This is a genomic window from Kitasatospora cathayae (assembly GCF_027627435.1).
GTDB classification, from domain to species: domain Bacteria; phylum Actinomycetota; class Actinomycetes; order Streptomycetales; family Streptomycetaceae; genus Kitasatospora; species Kitasatospora cathayae.
In genome coordinates this window covers 6,138,554-6,158,926 of record NZ_CP115450.1, presented here as the reverse complement: position 1 = coordinate 6,158,926, position 20,373 = coordinate 6,138,554, and the positions used below count along the sequence as shown (strand labels likewise).

The following is a 20,373-nucleotide window of genomic DNA, read 5'->3' as shown; positions in this document are numbered from 1 at the left end:
CGGCTGGTGAGCAATCCGACCGGCGCCGCACGCTCCCGGGTGCGTCGTCGACGGCGTGCCGTTAAATGTGACCGTGTACTTCGACGTGGCTTCGACGGCCCCTCTGCACCCCGTCGCGCGGCAGGCCCTGACCGCCGCCCTGGACGAGGGCTGGGCCGACCCGGCCCGGCTGTACCGCTCCGGCCGGCAGGCCCGGATGCTGCTGGACGCCGCCCGCGAGACGGTCGCCGCCGTCCTGGGCGCACGGGCGGACGAGATCTCCTTCACGGCGAGCGGGACCCAGGCCGTCCAACTCGGACTGCTGGGCGCCCTCACCGGCAACCGGCGGCGCGGCGGGCACCTGGTGCACTCCGCGGTGGAGCACTCCAGCGTGCTGCACGTCGCGGAACGCCACGAGGCGGGCGGCGGCGAGGTCACCGTCGTCCCGGTGGACCGCACCGGACGGGTGGACCCGGAAGCCTTCGGTGCCCTGCTGCGCTCCGACACCGCGCTGGCCGCCCTGCAGAGCGCCAACCACGAGGTGGGGACCGTCCAGCCGGTCGGCGAGGTCGCCGAGCTGTGCGCCGGGGCCGGGGTGCCGCTGCTGGTGGACGCCGCGCAGAGCGTCGGGCGGGTGGACGTCCCCGCGGGCTGGTCGCTGCTGACCGCGAGCGCGCACAAGTGGGGCGGGCCGCCCGGGGTCGGGATCCTCGCCGTGCGCAAGGGCGTCCGGTACGCCTCCCCGCTGCCGGTCGACGAGCGCGAGGGCGGTCGGGTGCCCGGCTTCGTCAACGTCCCGGCGATCGTGGCCGCGGCCGCCTCGCTGCGCGCCGTACGGGCCGAGGCCGAGCGGGAGAACGCCCGGCTGCACGCGCTGGTGGAACGGATCCGCACCCGGGTGCCGCAGCTGGTGCCCGAGGTCGAGGTGGTCGGCGACCCGGTGCGGCGGCTGCCGCACATCGTCACCTTCTCCTGCCTGTACGTGGACGGCGAGGTGCTGCTCACCGAGCTGGACCGGGCGGGCTTCGCGGTCTCCTCCGGCTCCTCCTGCACCTCCTCCACCCTGACGCCGAGCCATGTGCTGGCCGCGATGGGGGTGCTCACCGAGGGCAACGTTCGGGTCTCGCTGCCGTACGGGACGGCCGAGGCGGACGTGGAGCGGTTCCTCGCGGTGCTGCCGGAGCTGGTCGCCGGGGTCCGGGCGCCGCTCGGGCTGGACCTGCCGGCGCCCGCGCCGGTCGTGGGGAGCCCGCCCCGAGCCGAAGGGCGCGCCGGTGCCGAGAGCGGGGAGCGGCCAGCGACCGACGAAGGAGGGAGTGCCGGAGCGAGGAGCGTCGGCGCCGGGTCCGAGCGCCCGGAGGCGAGCGGGCGAGTCCCGCCCCGAGCCGAAGGGCGCGCCGGTGCCGAGAGCGAGGAGCGGCCAGCGACCGACGAAGGAGGGAGTGCCGGAGCGAGGAGCGTCGGCGCCGGGTCCGAGCGCCCGGAGGCGAGCGGGCGAGTCCCGCCCCGAGCCGAAGGGCGCGCCGGTGCCGAGAGCGAGGAGCGGGCAGCGACCGACGAAGGAGGGAGTGCCGGAGCGAGGAGCGTCGGCGCCGGGTCCGAGCGCCCGGAGGCGAGCGGGCGAATCCCGCCCCGAGCCGAAGGGCGCGCCGGTGCCGAGAGCGAGGAGCGGGCAGCGACCGACGAAGGAGGGAGTGCCGGAGCGAGGAGCGTCGGCGCCGGGTCCGAGCGCCCGGAGGCGAGCGGGCGAGTCCCGCCCCGAGCCGAAGGGCGCGCCGGTGCCGAGAGCGAGGAGCGGGCAGCGACCGACGAAGGAGGGAGTGCCGGAGCGAGGAGCGTCGGCGCCGGGTCCGAGCGCCCGGAGGCGAGCGGGCGAGTCCCGCCCCGAGCCGAAGGGCGCGCCGGTGCCGAGAGCGAGGAGCGGCCAGCGACCGACGAAGGAGGGAGTGCCGGAGCGAGGAGCGTCGGCGCCGGGTCCGAGCGCCCGGAGGCGAGCGGGCGAGTCACCGTGATCGATGCCCTCGGCAAGCGCTGCCCGCTGCCGGTGATCGAGCTGGCGAAGCGGATCGGCGAGGTGCCGGTGGGCGGCACGGTCGCCGTGCTGTCCGACGACGAGGCGGCCCGGCTGGACGTCCCGGCCTGGTGCGGGATGCGCGCGCAGGAGTACGCGGGCGAGGCCCCGGCCGCCGACTACGGCGGCGACCGGGGCACGGCCTACCTCGTGATCCGTCGCTCCTGAGCGGAGCGGCGTGAGGGGAGGACTACTTGACCAGGTGGGCGCGGATCTCCGCGGCGGCCTCGGCGCCGTAGGCGGCCTCGAAGCGCTTCAGGAACGCGGTCGGGCGCAGCTCGTACTCCTGGGTGCCGACGGTCTCGATCACCAGGGTGGCGAGCATGCAGCCGAGCTGGGCGGCGCGCTCCAGGTCGAGCTCCCAGGACAGACCGGCCAGGAAGCCGGCCCGGAAGGCGTCGCCGACGCCGGTCGGGTCGACCTTGGCGTCCTCGACCGGGCAGCCGACCACGATCGGGGCCTCGCCCTTGCGCTCGATCCGGACGCCCTTGCTGCCCAGGGTGGTGATCCGGGTGCCGACGCGGGTGAGCAGCTCCTCGGCGTCCCAGCCGGTCTTGGTCTCGATCAGCGCCGCCTCGTACTCGTTGGTGAACAGGTACGAGGCGCCGTCCACCAGCTCGCGGATGTCGTCGCCGTCCAGGCGGGCCAGCTGCTGGGAGGGGTCGGCGGCGAAGGCGTAGCCCCGGGTGCGGCACTCCTGGGTGTGGCGGACCATGCCCTGCGGGTCGTCGGCGCCGACCAGGACGAGGTCGAGGCCGCCGACGCGGTCGGCGATCGGCTTGAGCTCGATGTTGCGGGCTTCGGCCATGGCGCCGGTGTAGAACGAGGCGATCTGGTTGTGATCCTCGTCGGTGGTGCACATGAAGCGGGCGGTGTGCCGGGTCTCGGAGATGTGGACGGACTCGCAGTCCACGTTGTTGCGCTCCAGCCAGCTGCGGTACTCGGCGAAGTCCGCACCGGCGGCACCGACCAGGATCGGCCGGAGCCCGAGCACACCCATGCCGAAGGAGATGTTCGGCGCGACCCCGCCGCGGCGGATGTCCAGGGCGTCGACCAGGAACGACAGCGACACGGTGTGCAGCTGCTCGGCGACGAGCTGGTCGGCGAACCGACCGGGGAACGTCATCAGGTGGTCGGTGGCGATCGAGCCGGCGACGGCGATACGCACGGAGGTCTCCTCAAGGTGGCAACAGGGCCAGCGGGCACGGATGAACCCACCCACGGTACCCGTCCGGGACGGCTCACCAGCAAGAGTGCCGCAAGCTGCCGCCGCCCTCCCGGCCATGGTGGCACCCCGGGCCCTCGAACGTGTACTACCTACGGGTAGCACTGGTGGGCCCACGGGGCCGGGCCTAGGGTCGGCCTGGGGGCTCCTCGCCGGACAGGCGGAGCCCGTCGTCGACCGTGGCACTGCGGCCACGGCTCTGGATCGGAGCGATGCCCGATGATGTCCAACCCCTCCCCGCTGACCACCCGCCGGGCCGACGCGGACGGCGAGACCCTCGACGCGCTGGTCAGCTCCTCCCGGCGGCTGCGCCGGTTCTGGCCGCAGCTGGCGACCCGGCCGGAGCCGGCCGCCCCGGCGTCCGTCGGCGTCCGGGTCCCGTCCGGGGCTCAGCGGCTGGTCGCCGGGATGGCCGAGTACGGCAACTGAGGAACCGGATCCGACCGGGGCACGTCACATCCGCGCGGACCGGCCGAGGAGGCGGCGCCGCTGAGCCCTCGGGAGGATGTGCAGATGGAACTGGAGACGATGCCCCGCCGTGGTCGGCGGGCGGTTGCCCTGGCGGTCGCCGCGCTGGCGGCGGTGGTGACCTTGGCCGGCTGCAACGGGGACGGCAAGGGTTCCGGGGACTCGGCGGCGAGCACCGCGAAGGCCTCCGCGAGCGCCTCGGCCTCGGTGAGCGCCTCCCCGCAGGCTCCGACGCCCTCCGGCGCCCCGTCCGCGGGGGCCGCGACGGCGAGCCCGTCGGATCAGGCGCCGACCGGCGGGACCCCGACCCCGGCCGAGCCCGCGCCCGGGCGGCCCTCCACGGCGGCCACTCCCCCGGTCAACGGGATCGCCCCCGGTGAGCCCGACCCGGCCGGTACCGGACCGGCCAACCCCAATGTGCGGCCGCCGGTCAGCTACCGGGTGGACGGCGGCAACAAGCTGACCGTCTACTTCTTCGGCGGGGTCTGCACCACGTACGCGGTGAAGGCGGACGAGTCGAAGTCGGGCGAGGTGGGCGTCGTGATCGTGCCGGGTCCGCCGACCGTCCAGCCGGGGCACGTCTGCACCGCGATGGCCAAGCGGCAGGCCGTCTCCGTCGACCTGCGCTCGCCGCTGGCCGGGCGGACGGTGGTGGACCGGACGAGCGGCCAGGAGGTGCCGCTGGAGGGCGACGCGCACGCGGGCCCGGACCCGGTGACCCCGGACGGCGCGGCGCGCTAGTACGACCGGTGTAACGCGAGAGGCGGCCCCGGGGGGACCCCCGGGGCCGCCTCACCGCATCTCGCTCAGTGAGCCTTCGGGCTTAGCTGAAGGAGTCGCCGCAGGCGCAGGAGCCGGTGGCGTTCGGGTTGTCGATCGTGAAGCCCTGCTTCTCGATGGTGTCGACGAAGTCGACGGTGGCGCCGCCCAGGTACGGGGCGCTCATGCGGTCGGTGACGACCTTGACGCCGCCGAAGTCCTTCACCACGTCGCCGTCGAGCGAACGCTCGTCGAAGAACAGCTGGTAGCGCAGGCCGGAGCAGCCACCGGGCTGGACGGCGACGCGCAGCGCGAGGTCCTCGCGGCCTTCCTGCTCCAGCAGGGCCTTGACCTTGGCCGCGGCGGCATCGGTGAGGAGGATGCCACTCTCGACGGTGGTCTCGTCCTGGACGGTCATCTGCTTTCTCCCGGTCTTTGACGACGGTCTGCCGCCAGTGCCAACCAACGGCCGCCCGGTTTCATTTCCCGGACGGCGATGGATTTCTGCGGCCTGTTCGACGGCGGATCTTCCGTGGGCCGGGTGTGCACCCGTGTCCCCATGCGCTTCCCATGCTCGCACAACCCGGGGAGGACGGTCACCGCCCGCGTCATGGATCCGGGTGAACGGGCCCCGCGGGCGTCCGTCGGACGCCAGGATGGGCGACATGATCCTTCGCCAGGTCAGGGACACCGCAGCGGACGCGGAGGTCGTCTCGGAACTGTCCCTCGCCGCGTTCGGCGCGCCGTCCGACGACCCCGCGCGACGGTCGGCGCCGACGCCGCTGCAGTTGGCCCGGACCAGACACCTGGCGCGCACCGATCCCGGGGGCTGCTGGCTGGCGGTGAGCGGCGGGCAGGCGGTGGGGGTGGTGCTGTCGATGCGCCGCGAGGGCCTGTGGATGCCCTCGTTGTTCGCGGTCCGGCCGTCCGCCCAGGGCCGGGGGGTCGGGCGGCTGCTGTTCGAACGGGCGCTGGCCCACGCCGGGGGCTGCCTGCGCGGGATGGTCTGCGCCTCCGACTCCCCGGCGGCGGCCCGCCGCTACCGGTTGGCCGGGTTCACCCTGCACCCGGCGATGCGGCTGACCGGGCGGGTGGACCGGGAGGGGCTGATCGACCCGGGCGACATACCGGTGCACCCGGGCAACGCCACCCATCTGCACCTGCTGGACTCGGTGGACCGCCGGCTGCGCGGATCCGCGCACGGGCCGGACCACGAGCTGATGCTCGGGCACTTCGAGGAGCTGCTGGTCGCCGACGCGCTGGCCGGCAGCGGCTACTGCTACCGGGACGGCGGCGTGGTGCGGCTGCTGGCGGCGACCAGCAAGCGGATCGGCGCCCGGCTGCTGCGCGAGGCGCTGGCCCGGGTGCCGAACGGGGTCGAGGCACGGGTGGAGTACCTGACCGCCGAGCAGGAGTGGGCGCTGGACGTCGGGCTGGAGGTCGGGCTGACGCCGGCGACCAGCGGCTTCGTCGGGGTGCGCGGGATGCGGCCGCCGACCCCGTACCTGCCGAGCGGGGCGTTCCTGTAGGCACGCGTACGGCCCCGGGCACGCGTACGGCCCCGACCGGGGAGCCGGTGGGGGCCGTACGACGGGAGCCTCGATCAGGCCATGGTGTCCAGGATCTCCTTGACCATCTCCATGGTCGTGCCCGGGTGCAGGAAGGCGAAGCGGGCGACGGTCTCGCCGTCCCAACCGGTCGGGGTGACGAAGCCGATCTGGTCCGCGAGCAGCTGCTGCGACCAACGGTAGTAGTCGTCGTTGGTCCACCCGGTGCGCTTGAAGCAGACGGCGGAGAGCTGCGGGTCGAACAGCAGCTCCAGGTGCTCGGTGTCGCGGATCAGCTGGGCGGTGTCCCGGGCCAGCTGGAGGCCGGTCTCGATGGCGTCGGTGTAGGCCTGGACGCCGTGGACGGCCAGCGAGAACCAGAGCGGCAGGCCGCGGGCGCGCCGGGTCAGGTGGTAGGCGTAGTCGGTGGGGTTCCACTCGTCGCCCTCGGTGTGCAGGACGTCCAGGTAGGAGGCGTCCTGGGTGTGCACGGCGCGGGCGAGCTGCGGGTTGCGGTAGATCAGCGCGGCGCAGTCGAAGGGGGCGAACAGCCACTTGTGCGGGTCGACCACGAAGGAGTCGGCGTGCTCGATGCCGTTGTAGCGCTCGCGCACCGAGGGGGCGAACAGGCCCGCGCCGCCGTAGGCGCCGTCCACGTGGAACCACAGGTCGCGCTCGCGGGCGACTTCGGCCAGGCCGGCCAGGTCGTCGACGATGCCCTCGTTGGTGGTGCCGGCGGTGCCGACGACGGCGATCACCGTCTCGGGGTTGGGATCGGCGGCCAGGGCGGCGCGCAGCGCCTCGCCGGTGAACCGGCGGTTCACGGTCGGGACCTTGAAGGCCTCGACGCCGATGATGTTGAAGGTGTTCTTGACCGAGGAGTGCACCTGGTCGGCGACGGCTATTCGCAGCCGGGCCTCGGGACCGACGCCCAGACGACGGCGGGCGGTGTCGCGGGCGACCACCAGGGCGGAGAGGTTGCCGGCCGAGCCGCCGGAGACGAAGCAGCCGCCGGCCGAGGCGGGCAGCCCGGCCCGGTCGGCGATCAGGCGCAGCACCTGGTTCTCGGCCGCGATGGCGCCGGCCGCCTCCAGCCAGGAGATGCCCTGCAGGGAGGCGCAGGAGACGACCATGTCGAACAGCAGCGCGGCCTTGGTCGGGGCGCACGGGATGAAGGACAGGTAGCGGGGGCTGTCGGCGGAGATGACCGCGCGGGACAGCTCGTGGTCGTACAGCTTGAGCACGTCGGCCGGGTCGTTGCCGTCCTGGTTGAGCAGGCCGGCCAACTGGTTGCGCAGGTGCTCGCCGTCACCGGGGTGGTCGAGCGGGACGGGGTCGTACTGCAGCCGCTCCCGCATGTAGTCGAAAACCAGGTCGACCAGTTCGTTGTCGGGCCGGTGCATGCGGTCGGGTGCTGCGGACACTGCTGTCCCTCTCGGCTGTGGGTGTCGGGGGATCCGGTCCGCGGGGCGCCTCACCGCGGTGACCGGACGTGATCAGCGTAGGCAGCGGCGGCGCTTCGACGCGCGTCGGAACGCGGCTGGTCAGGCAGGTTTCGAGCGTCTTCGGCGGGGTCCGCGCAGGATTCCTGCGCAGCTGTCCCGCGGTCAGCCGATCAGCTGGGAGAGGACCACGGAGGAGCGGCTGCGCTGGACGCCGGGCTCGCGCCGGATGCGCTCGATGACGGCCTCCAGGTGGCGCATGTCGGCGGCCCGCAGGTGGACCAGGGCGTCCGGGTCGCCGGTGACCGTCCAGGCGGCGACCACCTCGGGGAACTGGCGCAGGCTGGCGAGGATCTCCTCGGGGGCGGTGCGCTCGCGGCAGTAGACCTCGACGAAGGCCTCGGTCTGCCAGCCGAGCACGGCCGGGTCGAGCACCACGGTGAAGCCCCGCACCACGCCGCGCGCCCGGAGCCGGTCGATCCGGCGGCGCACGGCGGTGGCGGAGAGGTTCACCTGGAGACCGATCTCGGCGTAGGAGGCGCGGCCGTCGCTGCCGAGGCGGGCGAGGAGCTGCCGGTCGGTCTCGTCCAGGTCGGCCCCGATCACCTCGTGCGCTCGGCTGCTGGTCATCGGTGCGGGGCTCCACGGGTCGTGCGGGGGCGAGGGGGCGTCCCGGCGGCGGCCGGTGCTTCCCCTGCCTCTGCCGAAACGGTTCGCCACCCATTCTGGCGGATGACCCGGACGAGTTCATCGCCGACGGATGGCCGGGAGGCGGCGGTCCGGCGGTCACTCGACCAGGAGGACGATCTTCCCCCTCGTGCGGCCCTCGGCGCTGAGGGCCTGGGCGGAGGCCGCCTGGGCCAGCGGGAAGGTGGAGGCGACGGTGACGGTCAGTCGGCCGTCGTCGGCGAGCGCGGCGAGCTCCGCCAGGCCCGCCGCGTCCGGGCGGACCCAGACGTACTGGCCGCCGAGCGCCTTGACCCCGAAGTCGGTGATCGAGGCGATCCGGCCCGGGTCGGCCACCAGGCCCGCGGAGACCTGGACGGCGCCGCGGCCGACCAGGTCCAGGGCCGCGTCCACGCCGTCCGGGGCGAGCGCCCGCACCCGCTCGGCCAGGCCCTCGCCGTACGTGACCGGCTCGGCGCCGAGGCCGCGCAGGTAGTCGTGGTTGCGCTCGCCCGCGGTGCCGATCACCCGGGCGCCGCGGGCCCGGGCGATCTGAACGGCCAGGTGGCCGACCCCGCCGGCCGCGGCGTGCACCAGTACGGTCTCCCCCGCCTCGAGCCGCACGGCCTTCAGGGCCTGCAGCGCGGTGAGTCCGGCCAGCGGCAGGCCGCCGGACTGCGCCCAGTCCAGCGCGGCGGGCCGGCGGGCCAGGGTGCGGACCGGTGCGGAGACCAGTTCGGCGTAGGTGCCGTGCTCGACGGCGTCCTTGCGGACGTAGCCGTACACCTCGTCGCCGGGGGCGAACTCCGTCACCCCACCGCCGACCGCGCGGACCACGCCCGCCACGTCCCAGCCCATGACCAGCGGGAAGTGGACGTCCAGCAGGCCGTCCAGGGCGCCGTCCCGGATCTTCCAGTCCACCGGGTTCACCCCGGCCGCCCGGACCTGCACCAGTACGGAGTCGGGCCCGATCTTCGGATCGGGCAGGTCGGTGTACTCGACCACCTCGGGGCCGCCGTAGCGGTTGATCACGATTGCTTTCATGGGCTCAGCCATACCCAGGGGCTTCGAAATATCGATTCGGCCACGGGCGGAAGCATCCGTTTCGCCGAGCGGTTCTCGTCACATCGACAGGATGGCCATCGTCAGTCTGACGCTAAGCGGTTAGAATAGATAGCGTCAGATAGACGAAAAGGCCCCACCGCTAGCTCGGCCGCACAGAAGGGCACCCGCCCGTGACCACCACCATCACCGAGACCTACGGCGTCGACCCCACTCCGACGCCGCTCGCTCTGCTGCTGCTCGGCCGGGAGGCCGACCCGAACAGCGAGCGCGGCGTCGAGTGCCCGGGTGACCTGCCCCCGGCCTCCGACCCCGACCTCGTCGAGCGCGCCAGGGCGGCCAAGGCCGCGCTCGGCGACCGCGTCTTCATCCTCGGCCACCACTACCAGCGCGACGAGGTCATCGAGTTCGCCGACGTCACCGGCGACTCCTTCAAGCTCGCCCGCGACGCCGCGGCCCGCCCGGAGGCCGAGTACATCGTCTTCTGCGGCGTGCACTTCATGGCCGAGTCCGCGGACATCCTCACCAGCGGGAAGCAGCAGGTCGTGCTGCCGGACCTGGCGGCCGGCTGTTCGATGGCCGACATGGCCACCGCCGAGCAGGTCGCCGAGTGCTGGGACGTGCTGACCGACGCCGGCATAGCCGACGTGACCGTCCCGGTCTCCTACATGAACTCCTCCGCCGACATCAAGGCCTTCACCGGCAAGCACGGCGGCACCATCTGCACCTCCTCCAACGCCCAGCGCGCCCTGGAGTGGGCCTTCGAGCAGGGCCAGAAGGTGCTCTTCCTGCCCGACCAGCACCTCGGCCGCAACACCGCGGTGCGGGACATGGGCTTCTCGCTGGACGACTGCGTCCTCTACAACCCGCACAAGCCGAACGGCGGCCTGACCGCCGAGCAGCTGCGGGACGCCAAGATGATCCTCTGGCGCGGCCACTGCTCGGTGCACGGCCGGTTCAGCCTGGACTCGGTGAACGACGTCCGCGAGCGGATCCCCGGCGTGACCGTCCTGGTGCACCCCGAGTGCAAGCACGAGGTCGTCACGGCCGCCGACATGGTGGGCTCGACCGAGTACATCATCAAGGCCCTGGACGCCGCCGAGCCCGGCTCCAAGTGGGCCATCGGCACCGAGCTGAACCTGGTCCGCCGGCTGGCCAAGGCGCACCCGGACAAGGAGATCGTCTTCCTCGACCGCACGGTCTGCTTCTGCTCGACCATGAACCGGATCGACCTGCCGCACCTGGTCTGGGCGCTGGAGTCGCTGGTCGAGGGCCGGGTGCCGAACGTGATCACCGTCGACCCGGAGACCGAGAAGTACGCCAAGGCCGCGCTGGACCGGATGCTGGCCCTGCCGTAGTCCGGCCCCCGCGCGCACCGTCGCACGAGAAGGGCGGGTCCCCTCCGGTGGAGGGGACCCGCCCTTTCGTCTGGCAGCGGCCGCGGGGCCTAGTCGTACTCGGGGAACCCCGGGATCACGCCCTCGCCCTCGGAGAGCAGTAGGGCGCGGACCTCGTCGAGGGTCGCCTCAGCACTCGGCAGGATCAGCTCGGACGGCTCCAGCGAGTCGTCCGGCAGCCGGGTGCCGTACTGCTTCACGGCGTCCAGCAGCTTCCCGTAAGCCTGGCGGAAGTTCTCCTCGTCGCCCGACTCCACCGCGGTGAGCAGCTCGTCGTCGAGCTGGTTGAGCAGGTTCAGGTGGTCCTCGCCCACCTCGTACTGCCCCTCGCCCATGACCCTCATGATCATGCCGTGCGTCTCCTGGTCCTCGTGGGGGTCGAGCTCAGCTCACTTGTTGTAGTTGATGCGCGGGGTGTCCTGCGGGTGCGAGTCCTGCGGCTGCTGGGCCGGCTTGCCCTGCTCGATCGCGGCCGGACCGGCGGCGGGGCCACCGGACAGCTCGGCCTTCATCCGGGCGAGCTCCAGCTCGACGTCGGAACCGCCGGCCACCCGCTCCAGCTCGGCCTCGATGTCGTCCTTGCGGCCGAGACCACTGGCGTCGTCGAGCGCGCCGGAGGCCAGCAGCTCGTCGATCGCACCGGCCCGGGCCTGCATCTGCGCGGTCTTGTCCTCGGCCCGCTGGATCGCCAGGCCGACGTCGCCCATCTCCTCCGAGATGCCGGAGAAGGACTCGGCGATGCGGGTCTGCGCCTGCGCCGCGGTGTAGGTGGCCTTGATCGTCTCCTTCTTGGTGCGGAAGGCGTCGACCTTGGCCTGGAGGCGCTGGGAGGCGAGCGTGAGCTTCTCCTCCTCGGCCTGCAGGGCCTGGTACTGCGTCTCCAGGTCGTTGATCTGGGACTGCATGTTGGCCTTGCGGGTCAGCGCCTCGCGCGCGAGGTCCTCACGGCCGAGGGACAGCGCCTTGCGGCCCTGGTCCTCGTACTTCGCGGACTGCTGCTGGAGCTGGGTCAGCTGGAGTTCCAGGCGCTTGCGCGAGGTCGCGACGTCCGCGACACCACGCCGTACCTTCTGCAGCAGTTCGAGCTGCTTCTGGTAGGAGTAGTCGAGCGTCTCACGGGGATCCTCCGCCCGGTCCAAGGCCTTGTTCGCCTTGGAGCGGAAGATCAGCCCCATACGCTTCATGATTCCGTCGCTCATGGGCCTCGGGTGCCCCCTTCTCCGGCCTGCGGTCTTGATCTCGTTACCAGACACGACGAGTGTATGTGCAGCGAGCCCGTCGCCGCAGTGCACCTGCCTGCAACAAGACTGCTACAGCGACCAGGGGCGGTTCCTCCTCCCCGGGGTGGATCCGCCTCTCATCCTCCCCATACTCCATCCGACTGATCCCCTACGGGAAGGGCCCGGGACACCCCGGTCGGAACGCGACCGGCCGGATCGATATGCGTTTGGGTCCGAGGGGACCCGTGGTCGCGGCTCCGCACCCCGTACGCTGGGGGTGTGTTCCGACGCCGTTCAGATGATGCCGCCGCCTCCGCCACCGTGCTGGAGAAGCAGGACGAGACGCCCCAGGCCCGCCACCCGCAGGCCAAGAAGGGCCGCCCCACCCCCAAGCGCAGCGAGGCCGAGGCCAACCGGCGTACCCGGGTCACGGTGCCCAAGGACCGCAAGGAGGCCTCCCGCCAGGCCCGCGACCGGATGCGGGTCGAGCGCGAGAAGCAGCGCCAGGCGCTGATCGACGGCGACGAGCGCCACCTGCCGGCCCGCGACAAGGGCCCGGTGCGCAGGTTCGCCCGCGACTACGTGGACTCCCGCTGGTCGCTCGCCGAGTTCTTCCTGCCGGCCGCCGTGGTCATCCTGGTGCTGAGCATCATCAAGGTGCCCACCCTGCAGCTGCTGTCGACGCTGCTGTTCCTGCTGTTCTTCGTCCTGGTGTTCCTGGACTTCGTGCGCCTCGGCTTCGGCCTGCGCAAGCAGCTGGGCGAGCGCTTCGCCGGGCAGAACACCCGCGGCGTGGTCGCGTACGGCATCATGCGCACCCTGCAGATGCGCCGGCTGCGCCTGCCCAAGCCGCAGGTGCGGCGCGGGGAGAAGCCCTGACCGCCGAACCGGTGGACTCCGGCTGGGCCCCGCCGTCCTGGGAGGGGCCCGGCCTCTACGCCCTGCCCGGGCAGGGCGGCACGCTTCCCGGACAGAGCGACGGCGGCCATGACCGGCTCGGCCAGGAGCGCCGGCTGCCCTCCCGCAGCGGCTCCTTCGCCGGCGGCACCGGCGCCTGGCTGGACCGGCTCGGCGGACTGCGCAACTTCGTCCGGCAGGAGCTCGTCTCCCGGCAGCTCGCCGAACAGCTGGCCGGCCGCACCGCGCAGCGCGTCCTCGACATCGGCTGCGGGCAGGGCACCCAGGCCCTGCGACTGGCCCGGGCCGGCCACTACGTCACCGGGATCGACTCCGACCCGGTCGCGCTCGGCGTCGCCCAGGGGGCCCTCGCCGAGGAACCGCCCGAGGTGCGCGGCCGGCTGCAGCTGCTCAGCGGCGACGGCCACCAGTGCGGGCGCTGGTTCGGCCCGCGCAGCTTCGACGTGGTGCTCTGCCACGGCGTCCTGATGTACCTGCCCGACCCGGACCCGATGATCGCCTCGCTGGCCCGGCTGCTGGCACCCGGCGGACTGCTCTCACTGCTGGTCCGCAACCGGGACGCGCTCGCGCTGCGGCCCGCCGCCGCCGGGGACTGGCGGGCCGCCCTGCACGCCTTCGAGAGCGACCGGTACTACAACCGGCTCGGGCTGGCCGCCCGCGCCGACCGGCTCGCCGACCTGTCCGTCACCCTCTCCGAGGTGTCGGTGCCGCTGCGGCACTGGTACGGCGTCCGGGTCTTCACCGACAACGCGCCCGACGACGCCGCCCCGCCGGTGGACGGGCGGCAGCTGGCCCAGCTGCTCGAGGCCGAGGACCGGGCCGGCCGCACCGATCCGTACCGGCAGGTCGCGGCGCTGCTGCACGTGATCGGGGCGAAGTAGCAGCTACTCGCCCGCTCGCCTCCGGGGTGAAGGGGCGGGGGCTCAGGCCTCGTGCAGGCTCATCGCGTAGACCTTGTTGCCGTCCTCCAGCAGGACCGCGGTGTCCACGCCCTCCTCGGCGAGCTGCTTCCAGGTCTCCCCGATCCAGGTCTCGGCGTCGCCCTGACCGGCGAACTCCTCCTGGCCGAGGCTCGACGTCACCGCGCTGCCGTCCGCCTTCTCGTACCGCCACGTCCAGACCATGCCCGGCTCCTCCCGCTGACGCTGCTGCCTGTGTGCTGTGCGTGCTGCTGTGTGTGGTGCGCACCATAGCCTGCCCGGCCCGATCTTCCGTATGCCTGTCCGGCAGGATGGGCGCCATGGCGACCCACCCCCCGCTCCCCCGCACGCTGCTGCTCGGAGGCGCGCGCTCCGGCAAGTCCACCCGCGCCGAGCAACTGCTCGCCGACCGGGCCGACGTCCTGTACGTGGCCACCGGCGGCACCCGGGACGGCGACGCCGAGTGGGCCCAGCGGATCGCGCTGCACCGGGACCGCCGGCCGGCGAGCTGGCGCACCGTCGAGACCTGCGAGCTGGAGGCCGTACTGGCCGACACCGGCGACCCGGCGCCGGTGCTGATCGACTGCCTGGCGCTGTGGCTGACCGCCGTGATGGACGAGTGCGGCGCCTGGGACGACGACGCGTGGGCGAACCGGGCCGAGGCGGCGGTGCAGCGCCGCTGCCAGGCGCTGGCCGCGGCCTGGGCGGCCACCTCGCGGACGGTCGTCGCGGTGAGCAACGAGGTCGGCATGGGTGTGGTCCCGGCGACCGCCGCCGGACGGCGCTTCCGCGACACCCTGGGCCGGCTCAACATGGCCGTGGCGGACGCCTCGGAACGGGTGCTACTGGTCGTCGCAGGACAGGTTCTGACGGTCAAGCCCAGCCCGCACACCTGCGGCGTGTAGCCTTCCGAACGATGGACACGACCGTGGATCTCGATACGTTCTCCTCGCTCGTCGAGCGCCCCGACGACAGTGCCCGGCGGGCCGCCGAGGAGCGCTGGCAGGAAGCCGGGCGGCCGCGCGGCGGCCTCGGCAAGCTGGAGGAGCTGGGCAGCTGGCTGTCGTCCGTACAGGGGCGCTCCCCGGTGCGGCCGGTCTCGGCGCCCAAGGTGCTGCTGTTCGCCGCCGACCACGGCGTGGCCGCGCTCGGGGTCTCCCGGCTGCCCGCCCAGGGCGGCACCGCGGCCCGGGTGCGGGCGGTGCTCGACGGCACCGCGCCGGTCGCCCGGCTGGCCGCGCGCTACGGCGCGGAACTGCGGGTGGTCGACGTCGCGGTGGACGCCGACCCCGCGGAATTCCCGGACGAGGTGGTCGCCCACCGGATCCGGCGCGGCTCCGGCCGGATCGACGTCGAGGACGCGCTCAGCCCGGAGGAGACCGTACGGGCCTTCCGGGCCGGCATGGCCGTGGCCGACGAGGAAGCCGACTCCGGCACCGACCTGGTACTGCTCGGCGACCTCGGGGTCGGCTCCACCACGGTGGCCGCCGTCCTGGTCGGCGCGCTGTGCGGGACGGACGCGGCCGCGGTCTGCGGGCGCGGCTCGGGGATCGACGACCGGGTGTGGATGGTCAAGTGCGCCACCATCCGGGACTCGCTGCGGCGGGCCCGGCCGGTGCTCGGCGACCAGCTGGCGCTGCTCGGCGCCACCGGCGGGGCGGACTTCGCCGCCATCACCGGGTTCCTGCTGCAGGCCGCCGTCCGACGGCTGCCGGTGGTGCTGGACGGCGTGGTCTCCTCGGCCTGCGCGCTGGTCGCGCAGCGGATCGCCTTCCGGGCGCCGGAGTGGTGGCGGGCCGGGCAGTCCAGCGGCGAGCCGGCCCAGGCGAAGGCGTACGACCGGCTGACCCTGACGCCGATGCAGGACCAGGGGATCGCCATGGGCGAGGGCGTCGGGGCGGTGCTCGCGCTGCCGCTGCTCCAGGCGGCGGGCGACGCGCTCGCGGAGGAGGCGGCGCAGCCGTTCGTGCCGTCGGCGCCGAAGGAGCAGCCGAAGCTGCCTTCGGCGGCGGATCTGCTGCGGAGGCTGTAGCGGGGGCGGGGCGGGGAATCGGACGGTCCGGCAACTGAGCGGTGGCGGTTGAGCTTCCGGGCCGTGGCCTTCGCTTCGCGCGGATCCGCACGCCCGACGGGACGAGCACCTGCAACTGAGCGGCGGCGATCGAGCTTCCGGCCCGCGGCCTTCCGCCCCGCGCAGTTCCCCGCGCCCCTTTCGGGGCGCGGGGATTCTGCTTGTTTGGAGGGGTGGGGTTCGGGGTTGGTGCCGGGGCGCCGGGATTCTGCTTGTTGGTTCTGGTCGTGTGGTGTGGTGGAGGAGTGGAGCGATGGCCGGCGGTGGTGGGCGGGTGACGTGGGGGGAGGGGCTGCGGTTCGCGTTCGGGACGCTGTCGGTGCTGCGGGTGCGGGTGGAGCGGTGGGACCGGGCGGCGGGGGGCCGGGCGATGACGGCGGCTCCCGTGGTGGGGGTGGTGCTGGGCGGGATCGCGGCCGGGGTGGGGGCGCTGGTGTCCTGGCGGGCGGGTGGGCTGCTCGGGGCGGTGGCGGCGGTGGCGGTGCCGGCCGCGCTGACCAGGGGGCTGCACCTGGACGGTCTGGCGGACGTCGCCGACGGGCTGGGCAGCGGCAAGCCGGCCGAGGACGCGCTGCGGATCATGAAGCAGTCCGACATCGGGCCGTTCGGCGTCCTGACGCTGGTCCTGGTGCTGCTGGCGCAGGTCGCCGCGCTGGCCGGGCAGTTCGGGCACTCGGTGTCGCGCGGCGCGCTCGCGGTGCTCGCCTCGGCGGTGGCCGCCCGGTGCGCGCTGGGTTGGGGCTGTCTGCGGTCGGTGCCGGCCGCGCGGCCGGGCGGGCTCGGGGCGATGGTGGCGGGCACCGTCTCCCCCGCCGGGGCCGTCGCCGGGACGGCCCTCGCGGCGCTCGCCCTGGCTGCGTGCGGGTCGTTCGACGGATGGTCAGCCCTGCGTCTGCCGCTGGCGGTTGGGTTCGGCGTGGGTTGCGCCCGGCTGCTGCTCGGGCGGTGCGTCCGCAGGTTCGGCGGGATCACCGGGGACGTGCTCGGCGCGATGGCGGAGACCGCCGCGACCGGGACGCTGTTCGCCTTGGCGTTGCTCGGCTGACGCCGGGCGGCGCGTGATCCCACCATGCGGACTACCATGCGTGAAGCACCGCAGCCCTGCACCGTGGCAGGTCCTGCCCGCCCGGCGCGCACCGAGGAGCCGGGGCCTCTGGTGTGTGCGGCCGCTGTCGGCGGACGCGCGCGCCAGGGGGCCCGGAACCGCAGGGCCCGCCGGCGGACGGCCTGCGACGGCGGGCTGCGCCGGTGCGGCAGTCACGCCGCGACCGGCCGTGGACCGCGAAAGAACAGGACGCATTACGTGACTGCATTGTCTGTGAGCACCTCCTCCGCCGCCTCGCTGCGCGCGGACGCCCTGGTGGTCGGTGTCGCGAAGGGCCCCAAGGGCATTGTGCTGGCCCCCGGCGCCGAGGCCGTGAACGAGGCGTTCGAGGGCAAGCTGGCCGAGGTCCTCGGCACCCTGGGCGCGACCGGCGCCGAGGGCGAGACCGTCAAGGTGGCCTCCCCCGCCGGCCTGAAGGCCGCGCTCGTGCTCGCGGTCGGCCTCGGCGAGGCGGCCGAGGACGGCTACGGGCTGGAGGCGCTGCGCCGCGCCGCCGGTGTCGCCGGCCGCACCCTGGCCGGCGTCAAGAAGGCCGCGCTGGCCCTGCCGGCCGAGTCCGCGGTGGAGGTCGAGGCGGTCGCGCTGGGCGGCCTGCTCGGCTCGTACGCCTTCGGCACCTACAAGGCCAACGGCAACGGCAAGGAGCCGGTCGGCGAGCTGGTCGTGCTGACCGCCCGCAAGGGCAGCAAGGACGCCAAGGCCGCCGTGGAGCGGGCCACCGCGATCGGCGAGGAGATGAACCGCGCCCGCGACCTGGTCAACACCGCGCCGAATGACCTGAACCCGAAGAGCTTCGCCGCGATCGCCCAGGCGGCCGGCAAGGAGCACGGCCTGAAGGTCGAGGTGCTGGACGAGAAGGCGCTGGCAAAGGGCGGCTTCGGCGGCCTGCTGGGCGTCGGCAACGGCTCGGCCAACCCGCCGCGGCTGGTGAAGGTGGCCTACACCCACCCGAAGGCGAAGGCCTCGCTGGCCTTCGTCGGCAAGGGCATCACCTACGACTCGGGCGGCATCTCGCTGAAGCCGGCCGGCCACAACGAGACCATGAAGTGCGACATGGCCGGCGCCGCCGCCGTGTTCGCCGCCGTGGTGGCCGCCAAGCGTCTGGGCCTGGCCGTCAACGTGACCGCCTGGCTGGCGCTGGCCGAGAACATGCCGTCCGGCTCCGCCACCCGCCCGGGCGACGTGCTGCGCATGTACGGCGGCAAGACCGTCGAGGTGCTGAACACCGACGCCGAGGGCCGTCTGGTGCTGGCCGATGCGATCGTGAAGGCCGGCGAGGACAACCCGGACGTCATCGTCGACGTGGCGACCCTGACCGGCGCCATGGTGCTGGCCCTGGGCACCCGCACCTTCGGTGTGATGGCCAACAACGACGAGCTGCGCGACAACCTGCACGCCCTCGCGGGCGAGGTCGGCGAGCAGTCCTGGCCGCTGCCGCTGCCGGCCGAGCTCAAGAAGGGCATGACCGACTCGACCATCGCCGACCTGGCCAACATGGGCGAGCGGATGGGCGGCGGTCTGGTGGCCGGCCTGTTCCTGCAGGAGTTCGTGGCCGAGGGCATCGACTGGGCGCACCTGGACATCGCCGGCCCGGCGTTCCACGAGAGCGCGCCGTTCGGCTACACCCCGAAGGGCGGCACCGCGAGCGCGGTGCGGACCCTGGTCCGCTTCGCGGAGCAGACCGCGGCCAACGGCAAGGCCTGACCCGGGCCCGCTCCTCGCGGACCTCAGCCTCCACGGGGGCCCGGCGCGTGTGCGCCGGGCCCCCGTCGGCGTCCGCCGCGGGTTACCTGTGAGTAGGCGGGGGAACCGCATCGCACCTCTGTTCGCCACGGGCGAAACTTTGTTCCGCACTGCGGAAGAGGCGGCGCCGAACCGCGCGGAAGACGCCCGTCCGGCGGCTGCCAACAGGGCCTTGAGCTGCGATGATGCCCTTCCGTCGGGGGTGTTCCCGCCCCGGTGACCACTCCGTGGGACGCCCCTGGGGCGGACCCGGACATCAGCCACCGCGAACAAGTGCGAAGATGTATTTCCGGCACGACTGGGCGCCCCACAAAGGCTTCCGACCCACCGGACCGCGACCGGCCCGGCGACCCACCCCATTGCATGGAGGACGTGACGTGGCGAACGACGCCAGCACCGTTTTCGACGTAGTCATTCTCGGAGGCGGAAGCGGCGGTTACGCCGCGGCGCTCCGCGCCGCTCAGCTGGGTCTGAGCGTTGCCCTGGTCGAGAAGGGTGAGCTGGGCGGCACCTGCCTGCACCGCGGCTGCATCCCGACCAAGGCACTGCTGCACGCCGCCGAAATCGCGGACGAGACGAAGGAGGCCGCCGAGTTCGGCGTTCTGGCCACCTTCCAGGGCATCGACATCAATGGCGTCCACAAGTACAAGGACGACGTCATCGCCGGCCTGTACAAGGGTCTGCAGGGCCTGGTGGCGTCCCGCAAGGTCACCTTCATCCAGGGCGAGGGCAAGCTCTCCTCGCAGACCTCGGTGGACGTGAACGGCCAGCGCATCGAAGGCCGGCACATCGTCCTGGCCACCGGTTCCGTCCCGCGCTCGATCCCGGGCCTGGAGATCGACGGCAACCGCGTGATCTCCTCGGACCACGCCCTCAAGCTCGACCGGATCCCGAAGTCGGCCGTCATCCTGGGCGGCGGCGTCATCGGCGTCGAGTTCGCCTCGGTCTGGAAGTCCTTCGGCGTCGAGGTCACCATCGTCGAGGCGCTGCCGCACCTCGTCCCGCTGGAGGACGAGAACTCCTCCAAGCTGCTGGAGCGCGCCTTCCGCAAGCGCGGCATCAAGTTCGAGCTGAAGGCCCGCTTCTCGGGCGTCGAGTACACCGAGACCGGTGTCCGCGTCTCCACCGAGAACGGCAAGCAGATCGACGCCGACCTGCTGCTCGTCGCCATCGGCCGCGGCCCGGTCTCGGCCGGCCTCGGCTACGAGGAGAACGGCGTCGCGATGGACCGCGGCTACGTCCTGGTCGACGAGTACATGCGCACCAACGTGCCCACCATCTCCGCCGTCGGCGACCTCGCCCCGACCCTGCAGCTCGCCCACGTCGGCTTCGCCGAGGGCATCCTGGTCGCCGAGCGCCTGGCCGGCCTCAAGCCGATGCCGATCGACTACGACGGCGTCCCGCGCGTGACCTACTCCAACCCCGAGGTCGCCTCCGTCGGCATCTCCGAGGCCAAGGCCGTCGAGCTGTACGGCAAGGAGAAGGTCGTCACCCTGAAGTACAACCTGGCCGGCAACGGCAAGAGCAAGATCCTGAAGACCGCCGGCGAGATCAAGCTCGTCCAGGTCAAGGACGGCGCCGTGGTCGGCGTCCACATGGTCGGCGCCCGCATGGGCGAGCAGGTCGGCGAAGCCCAGCTGATCTACAACTGGGAGGCCCTGCCGGCCGAGGTCGCGCAGCTCATCCACGCGCACCCGACCCAGTCCGAGGCCCTGGGCGAGGCGCACCTGGCGCTGGCCGGCAAGCCGCTGCACGCGCACGACTGATCGCGCCCACCACC

The 20,373-nt window shown here is 73.2% G+C and carries 18 protein-coding genes and 3 pseudogenes; 13 read left to right on the top strand and 8 right to left on the bottom strand.

Features of this window, described 5'->3' with window-relative positions; translation table 11 throughout:
- Positions 1–67: 67 nt before the first annotated feature.
- Together O1G21_RS27545 and O1G21_RS27540 are read left to right on the top strand one after the other, a co-directional pair.
- Positions 68–1,234, top strand: a pseudogene (locus O1G21_RS27545) (cysteine desulfurase family protein); the annotation flags it as partial.
- A 750-nt stretch (positions 1,235–1,984) separates the two neighbouring features.
- Positions 1,985–2,218: pseudogene (locus tag O1G21_RS27540) on the top strand (sulfurtransferase TusA family protein); the annotation flags it as partial.
- Between the two features lie 22 nt (positions 2,219–2,240).
- On the opposite strand, the gene O1G21_RS27535 reads toward O1G21_RS27540, so the two are convergent.
- Complete coding sequence (locus O1G21_RS27535; protein WP_270147416.1) at positions 2,241–3,218, bottom strand: carbohydrate kinase family protein; 978 nt, start codon at positions 3,216–3,218, stop codon at positions 2,241–2,243.
- 276 nt (positions 3,219–3,494) lie between these two features.
- Between O1G21_RS27535 and O1G21_RS27530 the strand changes: the two genes are divergently transcribed.
- Positions 3,495–3,704 (top strand): hypothetical protein, encoded by a 210-nt coding sequence (locus O1G21_RS27530; protein WP_270147414.1) that lies wholly within the window; start codon positions 3,495–3,497, stop codon positions 3,702–3,704.
- Positions 3,705–3,788: 84 nt separating this feature from the next.
- A complete protein-coding gene (locus O1G21_RS27525) occupies positions 3,789–4,484 on the top strand; it encodes a hypothetical protein (protein ID WP_270147412.1) in 696 nt (231 codons plus the stop codon).
- A gap of 82 nt (positions 4,485–4,566) precedes the next feature.
- Here the strand turns inward: O1G21_RS27525 and erpA are convergent, their stop codons facing one another.
- Entirely contained in the window at positions 4,567–4,920 is a 354-nt protein-coding gene (erpA, locus tag O1G21_RS27520) for an iron-sulfur cluster insertion protein ErpA (protein ID WP_030282750.1), read from the bottom strand.
- Positions 4,921–5,167: 247 nt separating this feature from the next.
- On the opposite strand from erpA, the gene O1G21_RS27515 reads away from it, so the two are divergent.
- Entirely contained in the window at positions 5,168–6,031 is an 864-nt protein-coding gene (locus tag O1G21_RS27515) for a GNAT family N-acetyltransferase (RefSeq protein ID WP_270147408.1), read from the top strand.
- 74 nt (positions 6,032–6,105) lie between these two features.
- Here O1G21_RS27515 and O1G21_RS27510 read toward each other — a convergent pair whose 3' ends face one another.
- The 3 genes from O1G21_RS27510 to O1G21_RS27500 form a co-directional block, all read right to left on the bottom strand.
- Positions 6,106–7,473: a pyridoxal phosphate-dependent decarboxylase family protein gene (locus O1G21_RS27510; protein WP_270147406.1), complete on the bottom strand. Its 1,368-nt coding sequence runs from the start codon at positions 7,471–7,473 to the stop codon at positions 6,106–6,108.
- A 183-nt stretch (positions 7,474–7,656) separates the two neighbouring features.
- Positions 7,657–8,121, bottom strand: coding sequence for an Lrp/AsnC family transcriptional regulator (locus O1G21_RS27505; RefSeq protein WP_270147404.1), 465 nt, complete (start codon positions 8,119–8,121; stop codon positions 7,657–7,659).
- Positions 8,122–8,277: 156 nt separating this feature from the next.
- Complete coding sequence (locus O1G21_RS27500) at positions 8,278–9,201, bottom strand: NADP-dependent oxidoreductase (protein ID WP_270147402.1); 924 nt, start codon at positions 9,199–9,201, stop codon at positions 8,278–8,280.
- A gap of 191 nt (positions 9,202–9,392) precedes the next feature.
- Between O1G21_RS27500 and nadA the strand changes: the two genes are divergently transcribed.
- Positions 9,393–10,577, top strand: a complete 1,185-nt coding sequence (gene nadA / locus O1G21_RS27495) for a quinolinate synthase NadA (RefSeq protein ID WP_270147400.1) — start codon at positions 9,393–9,395, stop codon at positions 10,575–10,577.
- Between the two features lie 89 nt (positions 10,578–10,666).
- Here nadA and pspAA read toward each other — a convergent pair whose 3' ends face one another.
- On the bottom strand, positions 10,667–10,966 hold the full coding sequence (pspAA, locus tag O1G21_RS27490) for a PspA-associated protein PspAA (protein ID WP_270147398.1): 300 nt from the start codon (positions 10,964–10,966) through the stop codon (positions 10,667–10,669).
- A gap of 39 nt (positions 10,967–11,005) precedes the next feature.
- Positions 11,006–11,800, bottom strand: coding sequence for a PspA/IM30 family protein (locus O1G21_RS27485; protein ID WP_405000715.1), 795 nt, complete (start codon positions 11,798–11,800; stop codon positions 11,006–11,008).
- A 315-nt stretch (positions 11,801–12,115) separates the two neighbouring features.
- Here O1G21_RS27485 and O1G21_RS27480 point away from each other — a divergent pair, with 315 nt between their 5' ends.
- Both O1G21_RS27480 and O1G21_RS27475 read left to right on the top strand, forming a co-directional pair.
- A complete protein-coding gene (locus tag O1G21_RS27480) occupies positions 12,116–12,715 on the top strand; it encodes a DUF3043 domain-containing protein (RefSeq protein WP_270147396.1) in 600 nt (199 codons plus the stop codon).
- Between the two features lie 179 nt (positions 12,716–12,894).
- The gene (locus O1G21_RS27475; protein WP_270151292.1) at positions 12,895–13,635 is read left to right on the top strand and encodes a class I SAM-dependent methyltransferase; all 741 of its coding nucleotides are present in this window, start codon (positions 12,895–12,897) and stop codon (positions 13,633–13,635) included.
- 42 nt (positions 13,636–13,677) lie between these two features.
- Here the strand turns inward: O1G21_RS27475 and O1G21_RS27470 are convergent, their stop codons facing one another.
- On the bottom strand, positions 13,678–13,878 hold the full coding sequence (locus O1G21_RS27470; RefSeq protein ID WP_270147395.1) for a hypothetical protein: 201 nt from the start codon (positions 13,876–13,878) through the stop codon (positions 13,678–13,680).
- 107 nt (positions 13,879–13,985) lie between these two features.
- Between O1G21_RS27470 and cobU the strand changes: the two are divergent.
- The 5 genes and pseudogenes from cobU to lpdA form a co-directional block, all read left to right on the top strand.
- Positions 13,986–14,579 (top strand): annotated as a pseudogene (gene cobU / locus O1G21_RS27465) (bifunctional adenosylcobinamide kinase/adenosylcobinamide-phosphate guanylyltransferase); the annotation flags it as partial.
- Positions 14,580–14,590: 11 nt separating this feature from the next.
- Entirely contained in the window at positions 14,591–15,706 is a 1,116-nt protein-coding gene (locus O1G21_RS27460; RefSeq protein ID WP_270147394.1) for a nicotinate-nucleotide--dimethylbenzimidazole phosphoribosyltransferase, read from the top strand.
- A 292-nt stretch (positions 15,707–15,998) separates the two neighbouring features.
- On the top strand, positions 15,999–16,790 hold the full coding sequence (locus tag O1G21_RS27455) for an adenosylcobinamide-GDP ribazoletransferase (protein ID WP_270147393.1): 792 nt from the start codon (positions 15,999–16,001) through the stop codon (positions 16,788–16,790).
- Positions 16,791–17,048: 258 nt separating this feature from the next.
- Positions 17,049–18,554, top strand: a complete 1,506-nt coding sequence (locus tag O1G21_RS27450) for a leucyl aminopeptidase (RefSeq protein WP_270147391.1) — start codon at positions 17,049–17,051, stop codon at positions 18,552–18,554.
- A 416-nt stretch (positions 18,555–18,970) separates the two neighbouring features.
- On the top strand, positions 18,971–20,359 hold the full coding sequence (gene lpdA, locus O1G21_RS27445) for a dihydrolipoyl dehydrogenase (protein WP_224284763.1): 1,389 nt from the start codon (positions 18,971–18,973) through the stop codon (positions 20,357–20,359).
- Positions 20,360–20,373: the final 14 nt, after the last annotated feature.